This window comes from Ensifer sp. NM-2, from assembly GCF_003024455.1.
GTDB classification, from domain to species: domain Bacteria; phylum Pseudomonadota; class Alphaproteobacteria; order Rhizobiales; family Rhizobiaceae; genus Ensifer; species Ensifer canadensis.
This window is the reverse complement of record NZ_PVZR01000001.1, coordinates 336,604-356,649: the sequence shown is the minus strand read 5'-3', so window position 1 is coordinate 356,649 and position 20,046 is coordinate 336,604. Positions and strand designations below refer to the sequence as shown.

The window sequence follows — 20,046 nt, the reverse complement described above, 5'->3', positions numbered from 1 at the left end:
TTTGAAATCAGGCCCCTTCAAACGGGTTTACGCGCCTCAAATCAAGCCCCTCAACGACAAAGCGCCCTGCGGGCGCTTTCCTCGGGATCAGATCGCCTTGGCGCCGCGGGTCTTTGCAGCCTTGGTGAACCTGCGGATCACCATGTCCCGCTTGAGCTTGGAGATGTGGTCAATGAACAGCACGCCGTTCAAGTGATCGATCTCATGCTGCAGGCAGGTCGCCAGCAGGCCGTCGGCCTTGACGATCTGTTCCTTGCCGTCACGGTCGAGGTGCTTGACGGTGACCTCCGCCGGACGCTCCACCTCGGCATAATAATCCGGAATGGAGAGGCAGCCTTCTTCATAGACCGAGAACGCGTCGGACGAAGCGACGATTTCGGGATTGATGAAAACGTGCGGGGTCTTCTCGTCGCCTTCCTTGGAGACGTCGAGAACCAGCATGCGTTTCGCCACGCCGATCTGGATGGCGGCGAGCCCGATACCCGGGGCGTCATACATCGTCTCGAGCATATCGTCGGCCAGGCGACGGATGTCGGCATCGATGGTTTCGATCGGGGTCGAGACCTGACGCAGAACAGGATCGGGAAGGATGATAAGCGGCTTGATCGTCATATCGCTCCCATAACCGATCTTTCCATCCGGGTGCAAGAAAATTGGCGCGCACGCTACGGGCATCGCGGCAATGTCGTCTCCCGTTAACCGCGCCGGGTAAATGTTCTCGTTTTGATCTGGTCTTCAAAAAAGAATCTGTTAGGCTTGCCGCATGGAACCTGCGCCAATTTCGTTTGACCAGCCTGTTTTTCTCATCGGCACCGTGCCGGTCACTGTCGCCCATCTCTGCATGGTTCTGGCCGTGCTGGCGATTGGCTTCGTGCTGATGACCGTTTCGCGGCGGCGGCGGGCGGGCGACGACGAGCGTCACGAGCAGATGGCCATGCTGCTGGCAGCGCAGACGGAAATGCAGGGCCGCATCGCGGCAATGGCCGACGTGTTCGGCAGCCGCCAGGCGGAACTGAACCAGACGCTGAGCCAGCGGATCGATGGCATGACGCACCGGATCGGCGCCTCGATCAGCGAGCAGACCAAGGCGACGCACGAAAACCTGCGGCGATTGCAGGAGCGCCTGGCAGTGATCGACACCGCCCAGAACAACATCCAGTCGCTGGCCAAGGACATGGCCGGGCTGCAGGCCATCCTTTCGAACAAGCAGACACGCGGCGCCTTCGGCCAGTCGCGTATGGAAACGATCGTCGCCGACGGCCTGCCGATGGGCGCCTTTGCCTTCCAGACGACGCTTTCCAACGGCGCCCGGCCGGACTGCACCATCCGCATGCCGAACGACCAACCGCCGCTGGTGATTGACGCGAAGTTTCCGCTGGAGGCCTGGAACGGCATGCGGGACGCTGCAACGCCTGAGCGCCGGCAACAGATGGTGCAACTGTTCCGCCGCGACATGGAGGTGCATGTCCGCGATATCGCCAGCAAGTACCTGATCCCCGGCGAGACGCAGGAGACGGCTTTCCTCTTCGTTCCCTCGGAATCGATCTTCGCTGAAATCCACGAGCATTTCGAAGCGATCGTCCAGAAGGCGCATCGCCAGCGGATCGTCATCGTCTCGCCGTCGCTGCTGCTCCTGTCGATCCAGGTGATCCAGTCGATCCTCCGTGACGCCCGCATGCGCGAGCAGGCGCATCTCATCCAGGGGGAAGTGGGGCGGCTGATGGAGGACTTGACGCGCCTCGACGAACGGGTCCGCAAGCTGCAGGGTCACTTCGCCATGAGCCAGAAGGATGTCGAAGAGATCCTCATCTCCTCGGGCAAGCTTTCCCGCCGCGGCGCCAAGATCGAAGCGCTGGAACTTGAGGCGGAAGGTGCGGCACGACCGGAAGAACCGCGCCATGCCGTCGACAATCGCGTCGGGCAATTGCGCCTCAGGGTGGTTGACGAGGACTGACGGTCTCGGGCACTCTCCGGCCAAAATCAGCAATTCGACGGGACATCTTCACATGATCACTGTTTTTGGGTCCATCAATATGGACCTGATCGCCACGACCGCGCGTCTGCCGAAGCCGGGCGAAACCGTTGCCGGCTCGGGCTTTTCGACTGCCGCCGGTGGCAAGGGCGCCAATCAGGCGCTGGCCGCACGGCGTGCCGGCGCCATCGTTCACATGGCCGGCGCCGTCGGCTCGGACAGCTTTGCCGACGGCGCGCTCGAATTGCTGCGGGAGGCCGGCGCCGACCTGTCCTTGACCAAAACCGTCGAGGAGCCGACGGGCACGGCCCATATCCTCGTCGGCGGTGAAGGCGAGAATGTCATTGTCGTCGTTGCCAGCGCCAACGCAACGGTCAACGAAGCCGATGCAGTTGCCGCCGTTGGTGGCCTGAACGCCGGCGACACCCTGATGCTGCAGCTGGAGATACCGGCAGCGTCGGTGGAAAAGGCGCTCTCGGAAGCCCGGCGCAAGGGCATTCGCTCCGTCATCAATATCGCGCCCCTGACCCCGGAAGCGGCCCGCCTCGGCCGGCTGGCCGATATCGTCATCGCCAACGAGACGGAGTTCGAACTTTTGGCCGGCAAGACCGGGATCGAAGGTCACGAACGCGAAGAGGCAATGAGAAAGCTGCACGCCGAAACCGGCCACACAGTCATCGTCACGCTGGGCGCGGAAGGCGTCATCGCCGTGCACGAAGGCGAGGTCCATCGCGCCCGCGGCCTAAAGATCGACCCGGTCGATACCGTCGGTGCCGGCGATACGTTCTGCGGTTACCTGGCTGCAAGCCTCGACGAGAAGCTCGCATTTCCCGACGCGCTCCGACGCGCCGCGGTGGCGGGTTCACTCGCCTGCCTGAAGCGCGGCGCCCAGCCCTCGATCCCGCTTGCCTCGGAAGTCGAGCCGCGCATCTAAGGGCCTGATCCGATCTTGAAGTGCGTTGCGATCGTTCGATTGCCGCACTTCAAAGCTCTCGCTTTTGCCGATGTCGTTATCGCAAATAGCTGCACACTTTTCCGGGCAGACTTTGACGCCCGTCGCGCGACCTGGTTTGAACGGCGAGGCTTTCCGTTCCTGCTGTGCCGAAAGCGCCCTTTCAGCGGGCAACGACCCTGAAAATCACTCTTCGACAGCCTTTGCGCAATCCGGACAGTCTTTGTCGCGGAGGTAAAACTTTGCGCGGAAATTCTCCATGAGCGGCGCATGAATTGGCCGTTGCGTTGGCCCAATCTTAAGATTTGCTCGGCTATTCAAGACCATGAGAAAGCCGGTTCCCCAAGGAATGGGCAGCCTCCTTAATGCCGGTCGGCATCTGGCGCTCCATGATGGAGTTTCACCCACATTGTGAAATGCGTTCGCCGCAGGTTGTCTCCTGCGGACCTCCCAGCACGTGAGGATTTCATGTTCAAGTTCCAAGCCAAATCGCTGGCGACCAAGCTGATCGCGGTGACAGGCGGCACGATCGCGCTCGTGTTGCTCGCCTCGAACTTCGTTCTCATCTCCCAGACACAGGAGCGCGTCGAAACGCTGGTGCTCGACCAGGCAACCGGCGAAGCGAAAGCCATCGCTTCTGATATCGCCGGCGGCATCGGCGAACTGGCAAGCGCTTCGCGCTCGATGGCCGGCATCCTTGGCCGCAGCCACGCGGAAAAATCGATGGAACGCGCCGGTGTAATCAACATCCTCAGGGCCAATCTCGAACAGAACCCATTCGCCTTCGGCAGCTGGTTTGCCGAAGAGCCCAAGGCCTTTGACGGCCGCAAGGAGGACGTGGCCAACAACAAGGAGCTGGGTGCCAACGAGGAAGGCATCTTTGCGCCCTACTGGTCGAAAAACCGCGAAAACGAGATCCAGTTCTCGACCTTCCGCGCGGACTACGCGGCGGAATGGTACAGCCTTGCGGCAAAGAGCGGCAAGGGCGCAATCACCCCGCCCTATACCGCGCAGGACACCGATGTCCCGACTGCGATGAGCTCGATCGCCTATCCGGTCACGTCCAACGGCAAGCTGATCGGCGTTTCTGGCGTCGACATCTCGCTCGCTTCGCTGGCGGACGGCCTCTCCAAGCTGAAGCCGTTCGAAACCGGCCGCGTCTACCTGCTGTCCCAGACCGGCAAGTGGCTGGTCGCGCCGATCCCGGAGCTTTTGCTCAAGGATTATGACGGCGAAGGCAACGAGGTCGTCAAGAAGGCACTGGCTTCGGGAACTTCGGGCGTCGTCAAGAACCTGTCCTACGACGGCAACGAGCCCTTCGACCGCGTTGTCTACCCCTTCGCCGTTTCGGGTGTGAACACCAGCTGGATCGTGCTCGTCGACGTGCCGCGCACGGCGATCAACGCGCCGGTCCGCGACCAGACCTACATGATGATCATCGGGGGCCTGGTCGTTCTCGGCGCGGTGCTGCTCGGCCTTTACTTCGCAGTCCGTGGTTTTGTCCAGCAGCCGCTTGCAGGCCTCGTCAGGGACGTCCGCAACCTCAGCAACGGCGACTACGGCAATTCGATCACCGGCCAGGACCGCTCCGACGAGACGGGCCAGGTGGCAAAGGCGCTCGAAGGCTTCCGCCACCAGCTGGCCGACACCAAGCGGCTCGAAGGCGAAGCCCGCCACGAGCGCGAGCAGGCGGAACACGAGCGTAGCCGTTCCGAGACCGAGCGGGCCGAATCCAGCGCCCTCCAGCGCGACATCGTCGCCCGCCTCGGCAAGGGTCTTTCGCACCTCTCCTCCGGCGATCTCGCCTTCCGCATCACCGACGAATTCCCCGGTGAATATGCCCAGCTGAAGCGCGACTTCAACGCGACAATGGACAGCCTCGAAGAGACGATCCGCACCGTCAACCACTCCATCGTCAACATCGGCAACGGCACCAGCGAGATCAGCAGCGCCGCCAACGATCTGTCGCACCGCACCGAACAGCAGGCGGCAAGCCTGGAAGAGACGGCGGCAGCTCTCGACGAGCTGACCTCGCAGGTCAACGCCAGCGCCGAGAACGCCAAGGTCGCCGCCAAGTCGGTGGACGTGGCCAGCAGCGATGCCGGACAGTCCGGCGAAGTGGTGCAGAAGGCGATTGCCGCGATGAAGGGCATCGAGCAGTCGTCGCACGAGGTCAGCCGCATCATCGGCGTCATCGACGAGATCGCCTTCCAGACCAACCTGCTGGCGCTCAACGCCGGCGTCGAAGCCGCGCGCGCCGGTGACGCCGGCAAGGGCTTCGCCGTCGTCGCCCAGGAAGTCCGCGAGCTTGCCCAACGCTCGGCAAACGCTGCCAAGGAGATCAAGACGCTGATCAACACCTCGGCGGGCCAGGTGCGCGAAGGCGTCGACCTCGTCGGTCGCGCCGGCGGCGCGCTCGAAAAGATCGCCGAACAGGTGGTGCAGATCAACGGCCTCATCCGCCAGATCTCGAGTTCGGCTTCCGAACAGGCCGTCGGCCTCAAGGAGATCAACTCGGCCGTCAACCAGATGGACCAGGTGACCCAGCAGAACGCCGCGATGGTCGAAGAAACCACTGCCGCCGGCATGGCGCTCAACGAGGAAGCACGCTCGCTGAGCACGCTGGTCGCCCGCTTCCGCGTCGCTCAGCGCTCGGGAACGACGGCAGCCCAGCCGAACTCGACGGAGATGTTGCGCGGTACGGCCGAGCGCATGCGCTCGGCCGAACGCCCGGCACCCGCACCGGCTCCTCCCTATGCCCGCGACACCCGTCCGGCACCGAGTGCCGCGCGCGCCGGCTATACGCCATCGACCCAACGCGTCCTGACACAGACGTCCGGCGCCAACGCGTTGGCACAGGACAATTGGGAAGAGTTCTGATCCAGTAATCGATAAAGCAAAAAAACGGCGCCTCTCGGGGCGGCGTTTTCTTTTGTGGTTTTGGCTCGCGGCGATCAGATGCGCGCCAGCCGCTCTGTCAACAGGTCGAAGAAACCCTGATCGTCGATATGACGCATGACCTTGGCATTGTGCGTGCGGCCCGTGACCTGCCACCAGTCGACCACGGTCATGCCTGATGTCAGCGGCGACTGAACTTCGATCTCGACATTGCAGTCACGACCGGTGAAAAGCTCCGGCCGCAGGAGGTAGGCGATGACGGTCGGATCATGCAGCGGGCCGCCGTCGGTGCCGTACTTTTCGATGTCGAACCGCTCGAAGAATTCCAGCATTTCCGCCATGGCGATCGCCGGTGCGCTGCCGATCTCACGGATCTTCGCCACGCGCGCCTTGTGCGTCAGCACCCGGTGGGTGACGTCGAGCGGCATCATCACGATCGGAATACCCGAACGGAAGACGATGTCGGCCGCTTCCGGATCGACATAGATGTTGAATTCGGCCGCCGGCGTGATGTTGCCACCCTCAAAGAAGCCGCCGCCCATCATCACCAGTTCGCGCACCCGCGGTGCAATGTCCGGCGCCTTCTGAAGGGCAAGCGCGACGTTGGTCAGCGGACCGAGCGTGCAGAGCGTGACCGTGCCAGGTGCTTCAGCGCGCAACGTGTCGATGATGAAGTCGACGCCATGCTGGGCCTGAAGCGCCATCTTCGGCTCGTCGAGAACAGGTCCGTCGAGACCGGTCTTGCCGTGCACATGCTCGGCAGTGACGAGCGGACGGGCGATCGGCCGGTCGGCGCCGGCGAAGACCTTGACTTTGGTCCTGTCGCACAGTTCGCAGATGATGCGGGCATTGCGCGCGGTCATGGCCAGAGGAACGTTGCCGGCGACCGTCGTGATCCCCAGGATATCGATTTCTTCCGGACTGCCGAAAGCGAGCATGATGGCGGCGGCATCGTCCTGCCCGGGATCAGTGTCTATGATTATTTTTCTCGGCACAGGCACGCTTGTGTTCCTCCTTCGGATTCTCGCGCTGCGGACTATGATTTGCGTGCACGCCGGAGGCAAGCGGCTTGCGCTCATTGCGCACAGCTACCATATTGGAAGGGGATGCTGCTTGGCAGGTCCGCAGAATGGTCGCTTGATCTTACAAGGACTTGGGAATGAGCAGAATTACGCCTTTCACGAGCCCACTCCTGCTGGGTTTCGACACAATGGAAAAGACCCTTGAGCGTATCGCCAAGGGAAATGACGGCTACCCGCCCTACAATATCGAGCGCATCCGCGGCGACGATTCGGTCGATGCGCCAGAGCGATTGCGCATCACGCTCGCCGTCGCCGGCTTTTCCGAAGAAGATCTCGACGTCACGACCGAGGAAAACCAGCTCGTCATTCGCGGCCGTCAGATCGACACCGGCGATCGCGATTACCTGCACCGCGGCATTGCCGCCCGGCAGTTCCAACGCACATTCGTGCTTGCCGACGGCATGAAGGTGCTTGGCGCGGAATTGCGCAACGGCCTGCTCTCGGTCGATCTCGTTCGTCCGGAACCGGTGCGTATGGTAAAGAAAATTAACATTTCAGTCCCAGAGTAGGATAATCGGCGGGATTTTCCCCTGGCCGGCGACCACGGAGTACCACCATGGGACTGAAAGCCATCACCTCGTCATTGTCAAAAAACGACCTCGCACATCTGGGAGAGGGCGAAGTCGGCTATATCAGAAAGATGCGTTCGGAAGAGGTTTCCCGCTGCTTCCCGGAAGCGCCTGAAATGGGACCGGGCATCGATCTGTGGGCCCTGTTCGGTGCGGACGGCACGCCGATCCTTTTGACCGACAACCGCTCCAGCACCTTCTACAAGGCTGCAGAAGACGATCTGAAGACCGTCAGCCTGCATTGATCGTCAGCTGCGGCGAAGCTCGCCGCTGGAACGTCAAGGCGCTGCGCGTCAAATCTGGCGCGCAACAGAAGCTGCTGCAACGCTTCGAGTGTCCTTAATATGCTGTGCGTAGACCGCCGCTTAAACGCGACGGAAGGTAAGATAGGCGGAACTCCGCCCTTCCCTGCGCGCCTTGGCCTCGTAGCGCGTGCTCGGCCAGCCCTCAAACGGCGTCAACCAATCCGATGCCTGTTCGGCCGTCCATTCGAAGGCGGCATGGTCGCGGCAATGCAGCAGCGTCCAGTTGACGTAGGTGTCGATATCGGATGCGAAGCAGAAGAGGCCGCCGGGCTTCAGCACCCGTGCGAAGCGGTCGAGATTGACGCTGGAGACGAAACGACGCTTCCAATGCTTGCGCTTCGGCCAGGGGTCAGGATAGAGCAGGTCAACCTGGTCGACGCAGGCGTCCGGCATCCAATCGAGCACCTGCGTGGCGTCGTCATTGTAGAGACGAATGTTGGAGACACCCTTCTCCTCGATCTGCCCGATCAGCTTCGCCATCGAATTGACGAAGGGTTCGACGCCGATGAAACCGGTCGAGGGGGTCTCGGCCGCGCGGTGGATCAGATGCTCGCCGCCGCCAAAACCAATTTCCATACGGACGCGATCGACCGGCTCGGGAAAGAGCGACTTCATGTCCTGCGGCGCGGCAGTGCCGAGATCGAGCTTCAGCTTCGGTAGAATGGTTTCGAGATGTGCCGCCTGGCGCTCGCGCAAGGGCTTGCCCTTGCGGCGTCCGAAGAAGGCTTCCGTGGCGCGGCTGCGGCGCGGTTCAGTCATGACAATCTTCCTTCAACGAGCAAGGCGGACACCCCTTTCGGGGGCATCCGCCTTTATCTTTAGCGGCCGGACGTTCTGTGTCCGGCAAATGTCGAAGCGTCAAGCCCCGATGGCTTCCTTGAGCGGCTTGACCAGATCAAGCTTCTCCCAGGAGAACGAGCCGTCACGGCCGGCCTTGCGACCAAAGTGGCCATAGGCAGCGGTCTTGGCGTAGATCGGCTTGTTGAGGTCGAGATGACGGCGAATGCCGGTCGGCGACAAGTCCATCGTCTTGCGGATCGCGCTTTCCACCTGGTCCTCGGAGACCTTGCCAGTGCCGTGCAGGTCGACATAGACCGAGAGCGGCTGGGCAACGCCGATGGCGTAGGAAAGTTGGATCGTGCAACGATCGGAGAGGCCGGCAGCAACGACGTTCTTGGCGAGGTAGCGGGCTGCATAGGCAGCCGAACGGTCGACCTTGGTCGTGTCCTTGCCCGAGAAGGCGCCGCCGCCATGCGGAGCTGCGCCGCCATAGGTATCGACGATGATTTTGCGACCCGTCAGGCCGGCATCCCCATCCGGGCCGCCGATGACGAACTTTCCGGTCGGGTTGATGTACCAGGTGCAATCGCTGGCGATCTTCAGATCGTCAAGCGCTTCGCGGATATAGGGTTCGACGACCGCACGAACCTTGGTCGAATCCCAGCTCTCATCGAGATGCTGGGTGGACAGAACGATCGAGACGACTTCCGCCGGCTTGCCGTCGATGTAGCGAACGGTGACCTGGCTCTTGGCATCCGGGCCGAGCTTGGCGACTTCGCCGTCGCCCTTCTTGCGGGCGGCTGCGAGCAGATGCAGGATGCGGTGCGAATAATAGAGCGGCGCCGGCATCAGTTCCGAGGTCTCGCGGCAGGCGTAACCGAACATGATGCCCTGGTCGCCAGCACCCTCTTCACCCTGCTTGTCGGACGCGCTGTCGACGCCCTGGGCAATGTGTGCGGACTGGAAGTGCAGGAGCACGTCGATCTTGGCCGTTTTCCAGTGGAAGCCGTCCTGCTCGTAGCCGATGTCGCGGATCGCCTTACGTGCGGCAGACTTGAACTTCGAGGGGTTGATGACGTCGTTGCCGTTCTTGTCCTTCTTCAGAAGGCTCGGCGGCAGGCGGACTTCGCCGGCGATCACAACGCGGTTCGTCGTTGCCAGCGTTTCGCAGGCAATGCGTACGCCCCAGGGATCGACACCGGTCTTGGCAGCTTCGCGGTAGACCAGATCGACGATCTCGTCGGAGATACGGTCACATACTTTGTCCGGGTGGCCTTCGGCTACGGATTCACTCGTGAACAGGTAGTTTGCACGCATGCGGGAATTCCCCTCAAGAAGATAAGCGCTGGCATCGTGTTAGTGGTTTTGCGACCGAAAAACAAGCGAACAACGACATAAATATATCTTTATATCGACATCGGAGCCAATCACTTCCGATATCAGAGGGAAACGGCGGACAAGAAAAAAGCGGCACAAATGGCCGCTTTGTTTTCCAATCCCGATGGGTTTCGGGACTATTCGCTTTCTGCTTCCGCAGCCAGAGCCTTGACGAGGTCGACAAGCTTGCGACGCACCTTGGGATCGTTGATCTTGACGAACGCGCGATTGAGCTGAAGGCCTTCCGAGGAAGAGAGGAAGTCGACAACGTAGTTCGAGCTGGAGGCTTCGGCCAAGCCGGAAGCGCTGGTGTTTTCACCGGGAGCGTCTTCGAAGAAGAAGGAAACGGGGACGTTCAGGATGCTGGAAATGTTCTGCAACCGGCTGGCACCAACGCGGTTCGTGCCTTTTTCGTACTTCTGGATCTGCTGAAAGGTGATCCCCAGGCTTTCGCCCAGTTTTTCCTGGCTCATGCCAAGCATCGTGCGGCGAAGGCGAATCCGGCTACCGACGTGAATGTCGATCGGGTTCGGCTTCTTTTTATTTTCCATCATATCTGCGTTCCTAAACACGCTGTTTCGATCATCCACGGACTGGCGTGGGGACACCGCACACCGCTGCAACCGCAACGGTGAAGACAAACGAGTCGCCACAGCAGAAACCGATGGTCCGGTCCACTATGCAATTTTAGGGGTTTTAGGTCAATTCTTCCTAATATTAAAACTAACACGCGAGAAGGCTGCAACCAGCAGGAGGAAGATTGCGCACAACCCGAAAATGCGGCTACGAATGACCTCATTCGTGGGCGTAGGAAGCCTTCCCGGCAGAATTGTGTCGATCACTCCCCTATAATTGTAGGCCAATCCTACCACTAAAACCCCACGTGCATCAACAATCGCTGATATACCATTATTGGCTGCACGGATAAGGGGTAATCCCGTTTCCACTGCACGCAACTGCGCCTGATGGAAGTGCTGACGGGGGCCCGGCGTGTCGCCGAACCAGGCATCATTGGTGATGTTGAGCAGCGCGTCGGCGCCGCGCGCATCAGTGCCGATCTCGTCGGGGAAAATCGCCTCATAACAGATGAGCGGGTAGAACGTGCGCCCGCCGGGCAAGGTCAGTAGCGACCGGGTCTTGGCGGCCGAGAAACCACCCGGCAGGGCGGCCGCGACCGAGCTTAGGCCCCAGGACGAGAGCATGTCCTCGAACGGCAGATATTCACCAAAGGGAACGAGGTGCACCTTGTCGGCAGCACTCATGATCTGCCCGCGTTCGTCGATGACGTAGATCGAGTTGTAATAGCGCGGCGGCAGGCCGGCGCCGGCATCTTCCGCTCGCACCGCGCCGGCAATGAGGATCTGCCCGTCATCGAGCACTTCGGCAATGCGCGCAAGCGCATCGGGACTGTCGGTGAGGATGAACGGGATCGAGGTTTCCGGCCAGACGACGATATCGGGCTTCTTGGTTTCACCTTCGGCTGGTGCCGTGGTCAAAGCCAAATGCTCCTCGAAGATGGCGCCGCGCTCGCTATCATCGAGTTTCTTTGCCTGATCGATCACCGGCTGAACGAGGCGAACGGCAAGCGGCTGATCCGGTCCGCCGGGCGCCGGCAGCGCAAGCCGATAAAAGCCGAAGCCGGTATGGGCCGCGAAAAGCGCCACAGCAAGGCTGAGACCAATACGGCTGCCCTTGCCGGTCGCGATAAGGGCCGGCGCCGCAAAGACGAAAACCGCCAGCATGTTGATGGTTGCGAGGTTCAGGACACTTGCCGACTGCATCATCAACGGCATCGGCATCGCCGCATAGCCGATCGCATTCCAGGGAAAGCCGGTAAAGATGAACGAGCGCAACCATTCAGCCAAGCCAAAACCCAGCGCCAGTGCTGCGATCCGGCCCACGCCATCCGACCAGAGGATGCGGGCAATCAGGGCCGCGAGCGCGTAGAACAGGGCAAGGCACGCCGGAAGCCCTACGACTGCCAGCGGCAATGCCCAGGCGAAGCTGTCCGCCTCCACCAACAGTGCGTTACCAAGCCACCAGAGCCCGCCGAGGAAATAGCCGAAACCGAACGCCCAGCCGATGCAGACTGCCGGCCAGAGCCGCCGGATTACGCCGCCGTCCGGATGGCCGGTCGCGCCGTCGAGCAGCCAAACGAGAACAGGAAAGGAGAGGAAGGCAGCCGCAAAGATGCCGAACGGCGGCTGTGTCAGAACAGCCAGGAGGCCCGCGGCAAACGCGAGCAATAGCCGGGGGGCGCCCGACAGAAGCATGATCCTGCCAGCCAGTCTTTCCATGCAGCCTCCTGTTGGCGCAGGCCGCGAAACACGACGCTGCGCGGGAAGAACAACCGAATCAGTTGCCGGCAGTGTTCCAAAAAAGTGGCTGCTTGTCCCCTTTGCAGCACCACGCGTCGAATTTGACGCGCAAAAGGGACGCCACCGATCGAGGATCGGTGGCCGTTCTCAGCGAAGGTCGAGACCGAGCTTCGCTGAGAAAACAATGTGGGGAAAAGCCTATTGCTCTCCGGCGGCGGCCTGTTGCGGCTCGGTACCGTTGCCGCGATTGGCGGGCGCCTGTTCCTGTGCCAACTCGCCTTCGGATCGCACGATGCGACGACGGGCCGGCGGACGCTTGCGCATGATCCGCACCCGCTTGACGCGGCGAGGATCGGCGTCGAGGATTTGGAACTCAAAGCCTGGCAGTGCCTGCACCACCTCGCCCCGCACCGGAATCCGCCCCAGCGACGCGAAGATCAGGCCACCGAGCGTATCGACATCCTCAAGCTGTTCGCGAACGTCGAAATCGGAACCGATCGCTTCGGCGATCTCCTCCAGCTCGACGCGGGCATCGGCGACGAAGACGTCCTCCGAGGTCTTGGCGAACATGACCTCGTCGTCGTCATGCTCATCCTCGATGTCGCCGACGACCATCTCGACGATGTCTTCCAGCGAAACGAGACCATCGGTGCCGCCATATTCGTCGATGACGAGCGCCATCTGGATACGAGCGGCCTGCATGCGCTGCATCAGGTCCGAAGCAAGCATCGACGGCGGCACGAACAGGAGCTGGCGGATTATGCCCACCTCCTCCAGCGACTTGCCGAGATCGACACGCGACAGATCGAAGGTCGCTTTCGGCGATCTTGGTGTCTTTTCAGCCGAAGACGACGACGCGGCGGTAGTCTGAGCCTTGCCGTTGCGACGGCGGTTGCGGGCCTGCTTGGTCACATAGGCGAGCAGGTCGCGAATGTGGATCATGCCGCGCGGATCATCCAGACCTTCGTTGTAGACCGGCATGCGCGAGCGCCCCGATTCCTCGAAGATCACCATCAATTCGCCAATGGTGATGCTCTGGTCGACGGCTTCGATATCGGCGCGCGGGACCATCACGTCTTCGACGCGGACTTCGCGGAAGCGCAGGATGTTGTTGAGCATCGCCCGCTCTTCGGGCGAAAATGCCGTGTTGCTGTCGGCGTCCGTCAGCAGTGCGTCGGCAAGGTCCTCGCGGAGGCTCGAAGGATTGGCACCACGCAAAATGCGCGCGGCCCGGCTCCAGAAGGACGATGTGGATTTGGTGCCCTCTTGTCGAGTGGCGGTGCTACTACTGCCCGCCTCCGCCTCTCCGGAGGCATCGGCCTCCTCGGTCGCCATTGCGACGGGCTGTGTTTTAAAGTCGCTCATTGGTCCAAACTGTTAATCCGGGGATCGGTCCCCGTAAGGATCAGATAAGCCAAGACGCGCCAAAATGCGAGTCTCCAGGCTTTCCATTCTTTCGGCTTCATCATCTACCATATGATCATAACCGAAAAGATGCAGGAATCCATGCACGAGAAGATGCGTCAGATGCGCATCGAACGTCTTCTCCAGACCCTCAGCTTCGCGCTCGAGGGTTTCGCGCGCAACGATGATGTCGCCGAGCATCGGCCCCGGCATCTTGCCGGGCGTCAGCGGAAACGCCGGGAAGGAAAGCACGTTGGTCGGCTTGTCCTGGCTGCGCCATTCGGCATTGATCATGCGAATGGAAGCGTCGTCGGTGAAAACCAGCGACAGCTCGGGCTGCATCTTCGGGAACGGCTGGCCCTCTTCCGCAGTCAGGAAGGCTGCGGCCGCCTCGAGCACCGGCGACGAAAAGGCGAGAAGCGTCTCTTCGTCGGGCCAATTGCCCTCCTCGACGCTGATCTGGATATCCAATGCAGTCATGATCGCAACGACCGCCGATCAGCGGTCGCTCTGCTCGCTTTCATCGTGCACGGCGGTCTGGGCCTCGTAGGCCCGGACGATGCGTGCCACCATCGGATGGCGCACGACGTCGACGTCCTTGAACCGGACGACCGAGACACCCTCGACGCCGCGCAGGATCTGCAAGGCCTCGACCAGACCCGATTTGACGCCGCGCGGCAGGTCGACCTGGCTCGGGTCACCGGTCACGATCATCCGGCCGTTTTCGCCGAGACGGGTCAGGAACATCTTCATCTGCATCGATGTGGTGTTCTGGGCCTCGTCGAGAATGACGGCGGCATTGGCAAGCGTGCGACCGCGCATGAAGGCCAGGGGTGCGATTTCGATGACGCCTGCCGTGATGGCACGCTCCACCTTGTCGCCCGGCATCATGTCATAGAGCGCATCGTAGAGCGGCCTGAGATAGGGGTCGACCTTCTCCTTCATGTCGCCCGGCAGAAAGCCGAGGCGTTCGCCGGCTTCGACGGCCGGACGGGAAAGCACGATGCGGTCGACGGCACCACGCTCAAGAAGCTGCGCCGCATGGGCAACCGCGAGGTAGGTCTTGCCGGTACCGGCCGGACCGACGCCGAAGACGAGCTCGGAACGCTCCAGCGCGCGGATATAGGCATCCTGCGTCGGCGTGCGGGCGACGATCGTCTTCTTGCGCGTTGAAATCTGCGCCATCGTCAATTTGGCTTTTTTCTCCATGGTCGGCAATTGCAGCTGGTCGTCGGCAGCGACCGCCATGCGGATCGCGCCTTCCACATCCGACGTATCGATCGATCCGCCACTCTGCAACCGTCCATAGAGAAAATCGAGTGCGCGGCGCGCCTGATTGGTGGCAACGACATCACCTGAGATCGCAACGGAATTGCCGCGCGGGTGCGCTTCGATCCGGAGGCGCTCCTCGAGGAGCTTCAGATTCTGATCGAACTGCCCGAAGAGTTCGCTGGCGAACCGGTTGTTCTCGAATGTGAGCACGAAGTGATTGGCGTCTGTCGCAGTTGTTTTCGACTGGCGCGATGATGAAGAGATCAGTTCGTGTCCGTTCAAGCGGTTCAGGCTCCTGTGTTTGGTCCTTACCCGATCATCTCGGCAAACAGACTGTTCGGTCCCGCCTTGATGATTCGCACCTTGATAATGTCACCGATTTGCGATGCTTTTGCATCAACATTCACGGGCTGCAGCCAGGGGGACCGGCCGACGAGTTGCCCGGGCATGCGGCCCGGCTTCTCCAAAAGCAGGTCGATTTCGCGTCCGACACAGGATTCGGCAAAGGCGCGCTGCTGCGAAATCAGCAAAGCCTGCAATCTTTCCAGACGCTTGGCTTTTACGTCCTCCGGAACCTGATCCTCGAGGTCGGCGCCGGGCGTGCCGGGACGGGTCGAATATTTGAACGAAAATGCCTGTGCATAACCCACGGCCTCGACCAGCCTTATGGTCGCTTCGAAGTCTTCGTCGGTCTCGCCGGGGAAGCCGACGATGAAATCACCCGACAAGGCGAGGTCCGGCTGCACCGCGCGGATGCGCGCGATCAGCGCCAGATACTCGGCCGCCGTATGCCGCCTGTTCATCGCCTTGAGGATGCGGTCGGAGCCTGCCTGGACCGGCAGGTGCAGATAGGGCATCAGCTTCGGCATCGATCGATGCGCCTCGATCAGGCTGTCGTCCATGTCGCGGGGGTGGCTGGTGGTGTAACGCAGCCGCGCCAGCCCCTCGATGTCGCCAAGACATTGCAGCAGATCGCCGAGGCCCCATTCGCGGCCGTCGGGGCCGAGCCCATGCCAGGCGTTGACGTTCTGGCCGAGCAAGGTGATCTCGCGCACACCGGCTTCGACCAGCTTTTCCGCTTCCGAGACGATCTGGGCGACGGGACGGGAGACCTCCGATCCGCGGGTATAGGGAACGACGCAGAAAGTGCAGAACTTGTCGCAGCCTTCCTGCACCGTCAGGAACGCTGTGACGCCGCGCGCGCGGGTCCTGGCCTTGTCGGGTGCCGGCAGATGCTCGAACTTGTCCTCGACGGCGTAGTCGGTCTGGACGACGCGCTCGCCGTTGCGCGCACGCTTCAGCGCTTCCGGCAGACGGTGATAGGTGGTCGGCCCGATGACGAGGTCGACCGCCGGCGCGCGGCGCAGGATCTCGTTGCCTTCGGCCTGGGCAACGCAGCCAGCAACGCCGATCACCATCTCCCGGCCCTCGAGCGCCTTCGCCTTCTTCAGATCGCGCAGGCGACCGAGTTCGGAATAGACCTTCTCTGCCGCCTTCTCGCGGATGTGACAGGTGTTGAGCAGGACGAAGTCGGCATCCTCAAGCACATCCGTCGAGACATAGCCGTCACGCGTCAACGCATCCGACATGCGGTCGGAATCGTAGACATTCATCTGACAGCCGTAGGTCTTGACGAAAACCTTGCGGGCCGGCGTGCGTTCGTCGCCCGTTGCGGGCGTCGTCAGAAGAGCTGTTTCCTGGGTCATGCCGGTTCTTTAGTGCAAAGCGGGTCAGAATTGAAGTATTTTTGCCTGCCGGCATTCACGTGGCCACCAGCGTCAGGCCCGTCCGCGCAGGCGGTCCGACAGCATCGAGCGGATGCGCTGCTCGATCACGCGGCTGACTTCCTTGCGGTTGGTGTGGTGGTCGTAGTCGACGGCCTCGCCGAAATCGACATCCACCTCGATCGCCCCTTCGCGCAGGATACCGAGCAGATGCGGCACCAAGCCGGTATCACCGGGCCAGGCGGCGATCGGCCTGTTGAAGCGCCCCATCGGCATTCCGTGAATGCCCGTATAGGATATGGCGACCGGCTGAACGTGGACCATGCCGGTCGGTGAATGCGGCACAGCAGAAGCGGCTGCGCCGAACAGCGACGTCTTGATTTCGAGCAGGCGGTTGCCGTCGGAGGTCGTGCCTTCCGGGAAAAGCACGACGATCTCGCCGCAAGCGAGCCGCTGGCCGATCTCGCTGACCTGCTTTCCGGTCGACCGCTTTTGCTCGCGCACGACGAAGATCGATGCCTGCAACCGCGCGAGAATGCCGAAGACCGGCCATTGCTTGACCTCGGACTTGGCGACGAAGACGACGTCGGCAACCGAAGACAACACCAGGATATCTTTCCACGAGGCGTGGTTGGCGCACAGAAGCAGCGGCCGGCGGCGTTCGGGCATGCCATGGACGCGCACCTTGATGCCGAGCAGATAACAGGCCATGCGGTGCCAGTAGCGCGGCAACAGGCGGCGCGGCTTCAGATCGAGCCAAAGGCAGACGATCTGGATCGGCATCAGCACGAGCGAGGCCAACGCCAGCACCAGCGCGAACAAAATGATCCGCAGCCAATTGATCATCGAAAAGGATTTCCTGCGCCGTTCACGCGCCACTCCGCATGGTTGCGCGAAGCCCCGGTTCATCCGGGGCGTGCCGAACCAATCCGGTTCGCACTAGCGAAGATCGAGCCGCATGACAAGCGCAGCGGTGCGCTGTCCTGTCTTGTCCTGGTAATAGGCGCGGCGTTCGCCGACCTTGAGGAAGCCGAGCTTACGGTAAAGCCCGATCGCGGCCTGATTGGTCTCGTCCACTTCGAGGAACAGCGTGTCCGATCCCTTGACCGAAGCTTCGCGCATCGCCGCCTGCATCAGCCGCCAGCCGAGGCCGGAACGGGCATAGCGCGGATCGACGCCGATGGTCAGGATTTCGGCCTCGCCGGCCACCGCACGCGACAGAACGAAGCCGCCGAAGGCAGGCCGGAGCGAGCCGTTGGTCTGGCGAGCGACAAAGCCGAACACCGTGTCCTGGACCAGCAAGGCGTGGATTTCGCCATCGCTCCAAGGCGCCGCGAAGCGCTGGCGATGCAGGCCGGCGGCGGCGATGAGATCCGGCTCTTCCAGCGGGAAGATGTCGAATTCGGCACGGCGCGTGAAGTAATCGGTGAAGTTCATCTGTGTCTAGGCTCGGGCAACGGCAAAGCCCGCTTGCGGCTTGGCGTCGGGCCCACGAAGATATAGCGGCTTCGGCTTGGCCGAGGCTGGATCAGCAATAACACCGAGCCGCGCAACGACTGCGATATCGACGAGATCCGGGGTCTTGACCGGCGTCAGAGAGGCGAGCAGTTCGGCGCCCGAACCGGCCACGCATCCCTCGAAACCGGCAAAGCGGTCGCGGGCAACCGTGACCGACAGCGCTTCCGGCTCCGTGACGGCATGGCCTGCGGCATCGTAGGCCTGGACATAGACCTCGTCGCGCTTGGCGTCGATCGCGACCAGCACCGATTTGCCCGGCGCCGCGGAACGGGCTTCTTCTGCGATAACGTGAAGGGAGGAAATGCCGACCGCGGGCTTGCCAAGCGCAAGCGCCAGTCCGCGCGCCGTCGCGACCCCGACACGGATACCGGTGAACGATCCCGGGCCGATGGTGACGGCGATGCGGTCGATATCGCCGATCGGGCGATCGGCTGCGACGAGCGCCTCGTCGACGAACTCCATCAGCCTTTCGGCATGGCCACGGCCGATGTCGGCACCGGATTGCCCGAGAACTGCCGACGAACCACTGTCATAGATGGCAGCGGAACAGCCGGACCCTGATGTGTCGATGGCAAGTACGATCATTTCAGTTGCAGCGATTTCCAGACGCATCATGCCGCGAAGCCCGATCGGCATCGCGGTTACGCTTACTCACACTAGTGATCAGCTGCAGCCTCGAAAGGCGCAGCCGTTCGCCATCGCGATATCAGACGGCTTCGACCGCTTCCACCTCGGGAACGAAATGCCGCAGCAGATTCTGCACGCCATGCTTCAGGGTCGCCGTCGACGACGGGCAGCCAGAGCAGGCACCCTTCATGTTCAGGAACACGGTACCGTCCTTGAAGCCGCGGAAGGTGATGTCGCCACCGTCCTGAGCCACCGCCGGGCGAACCCGGGTTTCGAGCAGTTCCTTGATGGTTGCGACAATGGTCTCGTCGCCGGGCTCGAAGAATTCGTCTTCTTCGTCCAGCTGCTCGGCGCGGCCCGCTCCGGCCATGATCGGCGCACCGGACATGAAGTGCTCCATGATCGAGCCGAGGATGGCGGGCTTCAGGTGCTGCCACTCCTGCCCGTCCTTGCTGACGGTGATGAAGTCGTAGCCGAAGTAGACACCGCTGACGCCAGGGATCGAGAACAGGCGGGCAGCAAGCGGCGAACCGGCGCGTGCTTCTTCCTCGTCGCGGAATTCGGCAGTGCCGCTTTCCAGAACGACCTTGCCCGGCAGGAACTTGAGCGTGGCCGGGTTCGGCGTGGCTTCGGTCTGGATGAACATGTCTCTCTCCGTCTCGCCGGGATCGGTTCCCTCAACCGGCTCTTTAGAATAATTCAAAAGAATATAAGATCTTCGTTCCGCCCTCGCAAGAGCGCAAAGAGACGCAGCTCAGCTGAGCGCGTCGATTTCCTCGTCGGTGAGCAGATCCGGGATGACCGTCACCGGGATCGGGAAGGCGGCCGCCTTGCCGGCGATCGACGACACCAGCGGACCGGGGCCCTCCTTTGCCGAGCCTGCGGCCAGAACCAGGATGGCGATGTCGCGATCCTCTTCGATGGCCGAATGGATCTGCTCGGTTGCTGCCCCTTCGCGGATGACGATTTCGGGTTCTATTCCGATGCGCTCGCGGACGGACTGCGCCACCTTGGCGAGCGTCGCTTCCGCCTCGTCGCGCGCTTCCGCACGCATGATTTCCTCGACCCCCAGCCATTGCTGGAAGTCGCCGTCGGCGATGACATAGAGCAGGACGAGACCGCCATTGGAATTCTTGGCGCGCATGCCAGCATAGTGGACAGCGCGGCCGCATTCCGGGGTATCGTCGATCACCGCCATGAATTTGCGGCGGTGACCTTCAAGTCGTGAGAGTCGGGTCGAGACCATGC

The 20,046-nt window shown here is 61.9% G+C and carries 20 protein-coding genes; 5 read left to right on the top strand and 15 right to left on the bottom strand.

Annotated features, from left to right (window positions below; genetic code table 11):
• Nucleotides 1-87 precede the first annotated feature (87 nt).
• A complete protein-coding gene (gene def / locus C6558_RS01825; protein WP_025425721.1) occupies nt 88-612 on the bottom strand; it encodes a peptide deformylase in 525 nt (174 codons plus the stop codon).
• 151 nt (nt 613-763) lie between these two features.
• Between def and C6558_RS01820 the strand changes: the two genes are divergently transcribed.
• From C6558_RS01820 to C6558_RS01810, 3 genes are all read left to right on the top strand, one after another.
• Complete coding sequence (locus tag C6558_RS01820; RefSeq protein WP_025425720.1) at nt 764-1,954, top strand: DNA recombination protein RmuC; 1,191 nt, start codon at nt 764-766, stop codon at nt 1,952-1,954.
• Nucleotides 1,955-2,006: 52 nt separating this feature from the next.
• Nucleotides 2,007-2,906 carry a ribokinase gene (locus C6558_RS01815; RefSeq protein WP_025425719.1) on the top strand — a complete coding sequence of 300 codons (900 nt, stop codon included), beginning with the start codon at nt 2,007-2,009 and terminating at the stop codon, nt 2,904-2,906.
• 486 nt (nt 2,907-3,392) lie between these two features.
• Entirely contained in the window at nt 3,393-5,804 is a 2,412-nt protein-coding gene (locus tag C6558_RS01810) for a methyl-accepting chemotaxis protein (protein ID WP_057212509.1), read from the top strand.
• A 74-nt stretch (nt 5,805-5,878) separates the two neighbouring features.
• Here C6558_RS01810 and C6558_RS01805 read toward each other — a convergent pair whose 3' ends face one another.
• The gene (locus tag C6558_RS01805; RefSeq protein ID WP_051509148.1) at nt 5,879-6,823 is read right to left on the bottom strand and encodes a nucleoside hydrolase; all 945 of its coding nucleotides are present in this window, start codon (nt 6,821-6,823) and stop codon (nt 5,879-5,881) included.
• 158 nt (nt 6,824-6,981) lie between these two features.
• On the opposite strand from C6558_RS01805, the gene C6558_RS01800 reads away from it, so the two are divergent.
• On the top strand, nt 6,982-7,413 hold the full coding sequence (locus C6558_RS01800; protein WP_025425716.1) for an Hsp20 family protein: 432 nt from the start codon (nt 6,982-6,984) through the stop codon (nt 7,411-7,413).
• Between the two features lie 47 nt (nt 7,414-7,460).
• Nucleotides 7,461-7,718, top strand: coding sequence for a DUF1150 family protein (locus tag C6558_RS01795; RefSeq protein WP_025425715.1), 258 nt, complete (start codon nt 7,461-7,463; stop codon nt 7,716-7,718).
• A gap of 120 nt (nt 7,719-7,838) precedes the next feature.
• Here the strand turns inward: C6558_RS01795 and trmB are convergent, their stop codons facing one another.
• The 13 genes from trmB to C6558_RS01730 form a co-directional block, all read right to left on the bottom strand.
• A complete protein-coding gene (trmB, locus tag C6558_RS01790; protein ID WP_025425714.1) occupies nt 7,839-8,537 on the bottom strand; it encodes a tRNA (guanosine(46)-N7)-methyltransferase TrmB in 699 nt (232 codons plus the stop codon).
• Between the two features lie 99 nt (nt 8,538-8,636).
• Nucleotides 8,637-9,875 carry a methionine adenosyltransferase gene (gene metK / locus C6558_RS01785; RefSeq protein ID WP_025425713.1) on the bottom strand — a complete coding sequence of 413 codons (1,239 nt, stop codon included), beginning with the start codon at nt 9,873-9,875 and terminating at the stop codon, nt 8,637-8,639.
• Between the two features lie 197 nt (nt 9,876-10,072).
• Nucleotides 10,073-10,489 carry a helix-turn-helix domain-containing protein gene (locus C6558_RS01780; RefSeq protein ID WP_025425712.1) on the bottom strand — a complete coding sequence of 139 codons (417 nt, stop codon included), beginning with the start codon at nt 10,487-10,489 and terminating at the stop codon, nt 10,073-10,075.
• Between the two features lie 147 nt (nt 10,490-10,636).
• Nucleotides 10,637-12,232, bottom strand: coding sequence for an apolipoprotein N-acyltransferase (gene lnt, locus C6558_RS01775; protein ID WP_025425711.1), 1,596 nt, complete (start codon nt 12,230-12,232; stop codon nt 10,637-10,639).
• Between the two features lie 219 nt (nt 12,233-12,451).
• The gene (locus C6558_RS01770) at nt 12,452-13,618 is read right to left on the bottom strand and encodes a hemolysin family protein (protein WP_025425710.1); all 1,167 of its coding nucleotides are present in this window, start codon (nt 13,616-13,618) and stop codon (nt 12,452-12,454) included.
• A 12-nt stretch (nt 13,619-13,630) separates the two neighbouring features.
• Nucleotides 13,631-14,137 carry an rRNA maturation RNase YbeY gene (ybeY, locus tag C6558_RS01765; RefSeq protein ID WP_025425709.1) on the bottom strand — a complete coding sequence of 169 codons (507 nt, stop codon included), beginning with the start codon at nt 14,135-14,137 and terminating at the stop codon, nt 13,631-13,633.
• A gap of 18 nt (nt 14,138-14,155) precedes the next feature.
• Complete coding sequence (locus C6558_RS01760; protein ID WP_025425708.1) at nt 14,156-15,211, bottom strand: PhoH family protein; 1,056 nt, start codon at nt 15,209-15,211, stop codon at nt 14,156-14,158.
• A 26-nt stretch (nt 15,212-15,237) separates the two neighbouring features.
• A complete protein-coding gene (gene miaB / locus C6558_RS01755; protein ID WP_025425707.1) occupies nt 15,238-16,635 on the bottom strand; it encodes a tRNA (N6-isopentenyl adenosine(37)-C2)-methylthiotransferase MiaB in 1,398 nt (465 codons plus the stop codon).
• 72 nt (nt 16,636-16,707) lie between these two features.
• Nucleotides 16,708-17,499: a 1-acyl-sn-glycerol-3-phosphate acyltransferase gene (locus tag C6558_RS01750; protein ID WP_025425706.1), complete on the bottom strand. Its 792-nt coding sequence runs from the start codon at nt 17,497-17,499 to the stop codon at nt 16,708-16,710.
• A gap of 93 nt (nt 17,500-17,592) precedes the next feature.
• Entirely contained in the window at nt 17,593-18,090 is a 498-nt protein-coding gene (locus C6558_RS01745; protein WP_025425705.1) for a GNAT family N-acetyltransferase, read from the bottom strand.
• Between the two features lie 6 nt (nt 18,091-18,096).
• A complete protein-coding gene (tsaB, locus tag C6558_RS01740; RefSeq protein WP_025425704.1) occupies nt 18,097-18,756 on the bottom strand; it encodes a tRNA (adenosine(37)-N6)-threonylcarbamoyltransferase complex dimerization subunit type 1 TsaB in 660 nt (219 codons plus the stop codon).
• 121 nt (nt 18,757-18,877) lie between these two features.
• Nucleotides 18,878-19,444: a NifU family protein gene (locus tag C6558_RS01735; RefSeq protein ID WP_025425703.1), complete on the bottom strand. Its 567-nt coding sequence runs from the start codon at nt 19,442-19,444 to the stop codon at nt 18,878-18,880.
• 108 nt (nt 19,445-19,552) lie between these two features.
• Entirely contained in the window at nt 19,553-20,044 is a 492-nt protein-coding gene (locus tag C6558_RS01730; RefSeq protein WP_025425702.1) for a universal stress protein, read from the bottom strand.
• Nucleotides 20,045-20,046 lie beyond the last annotated feature (2 nt).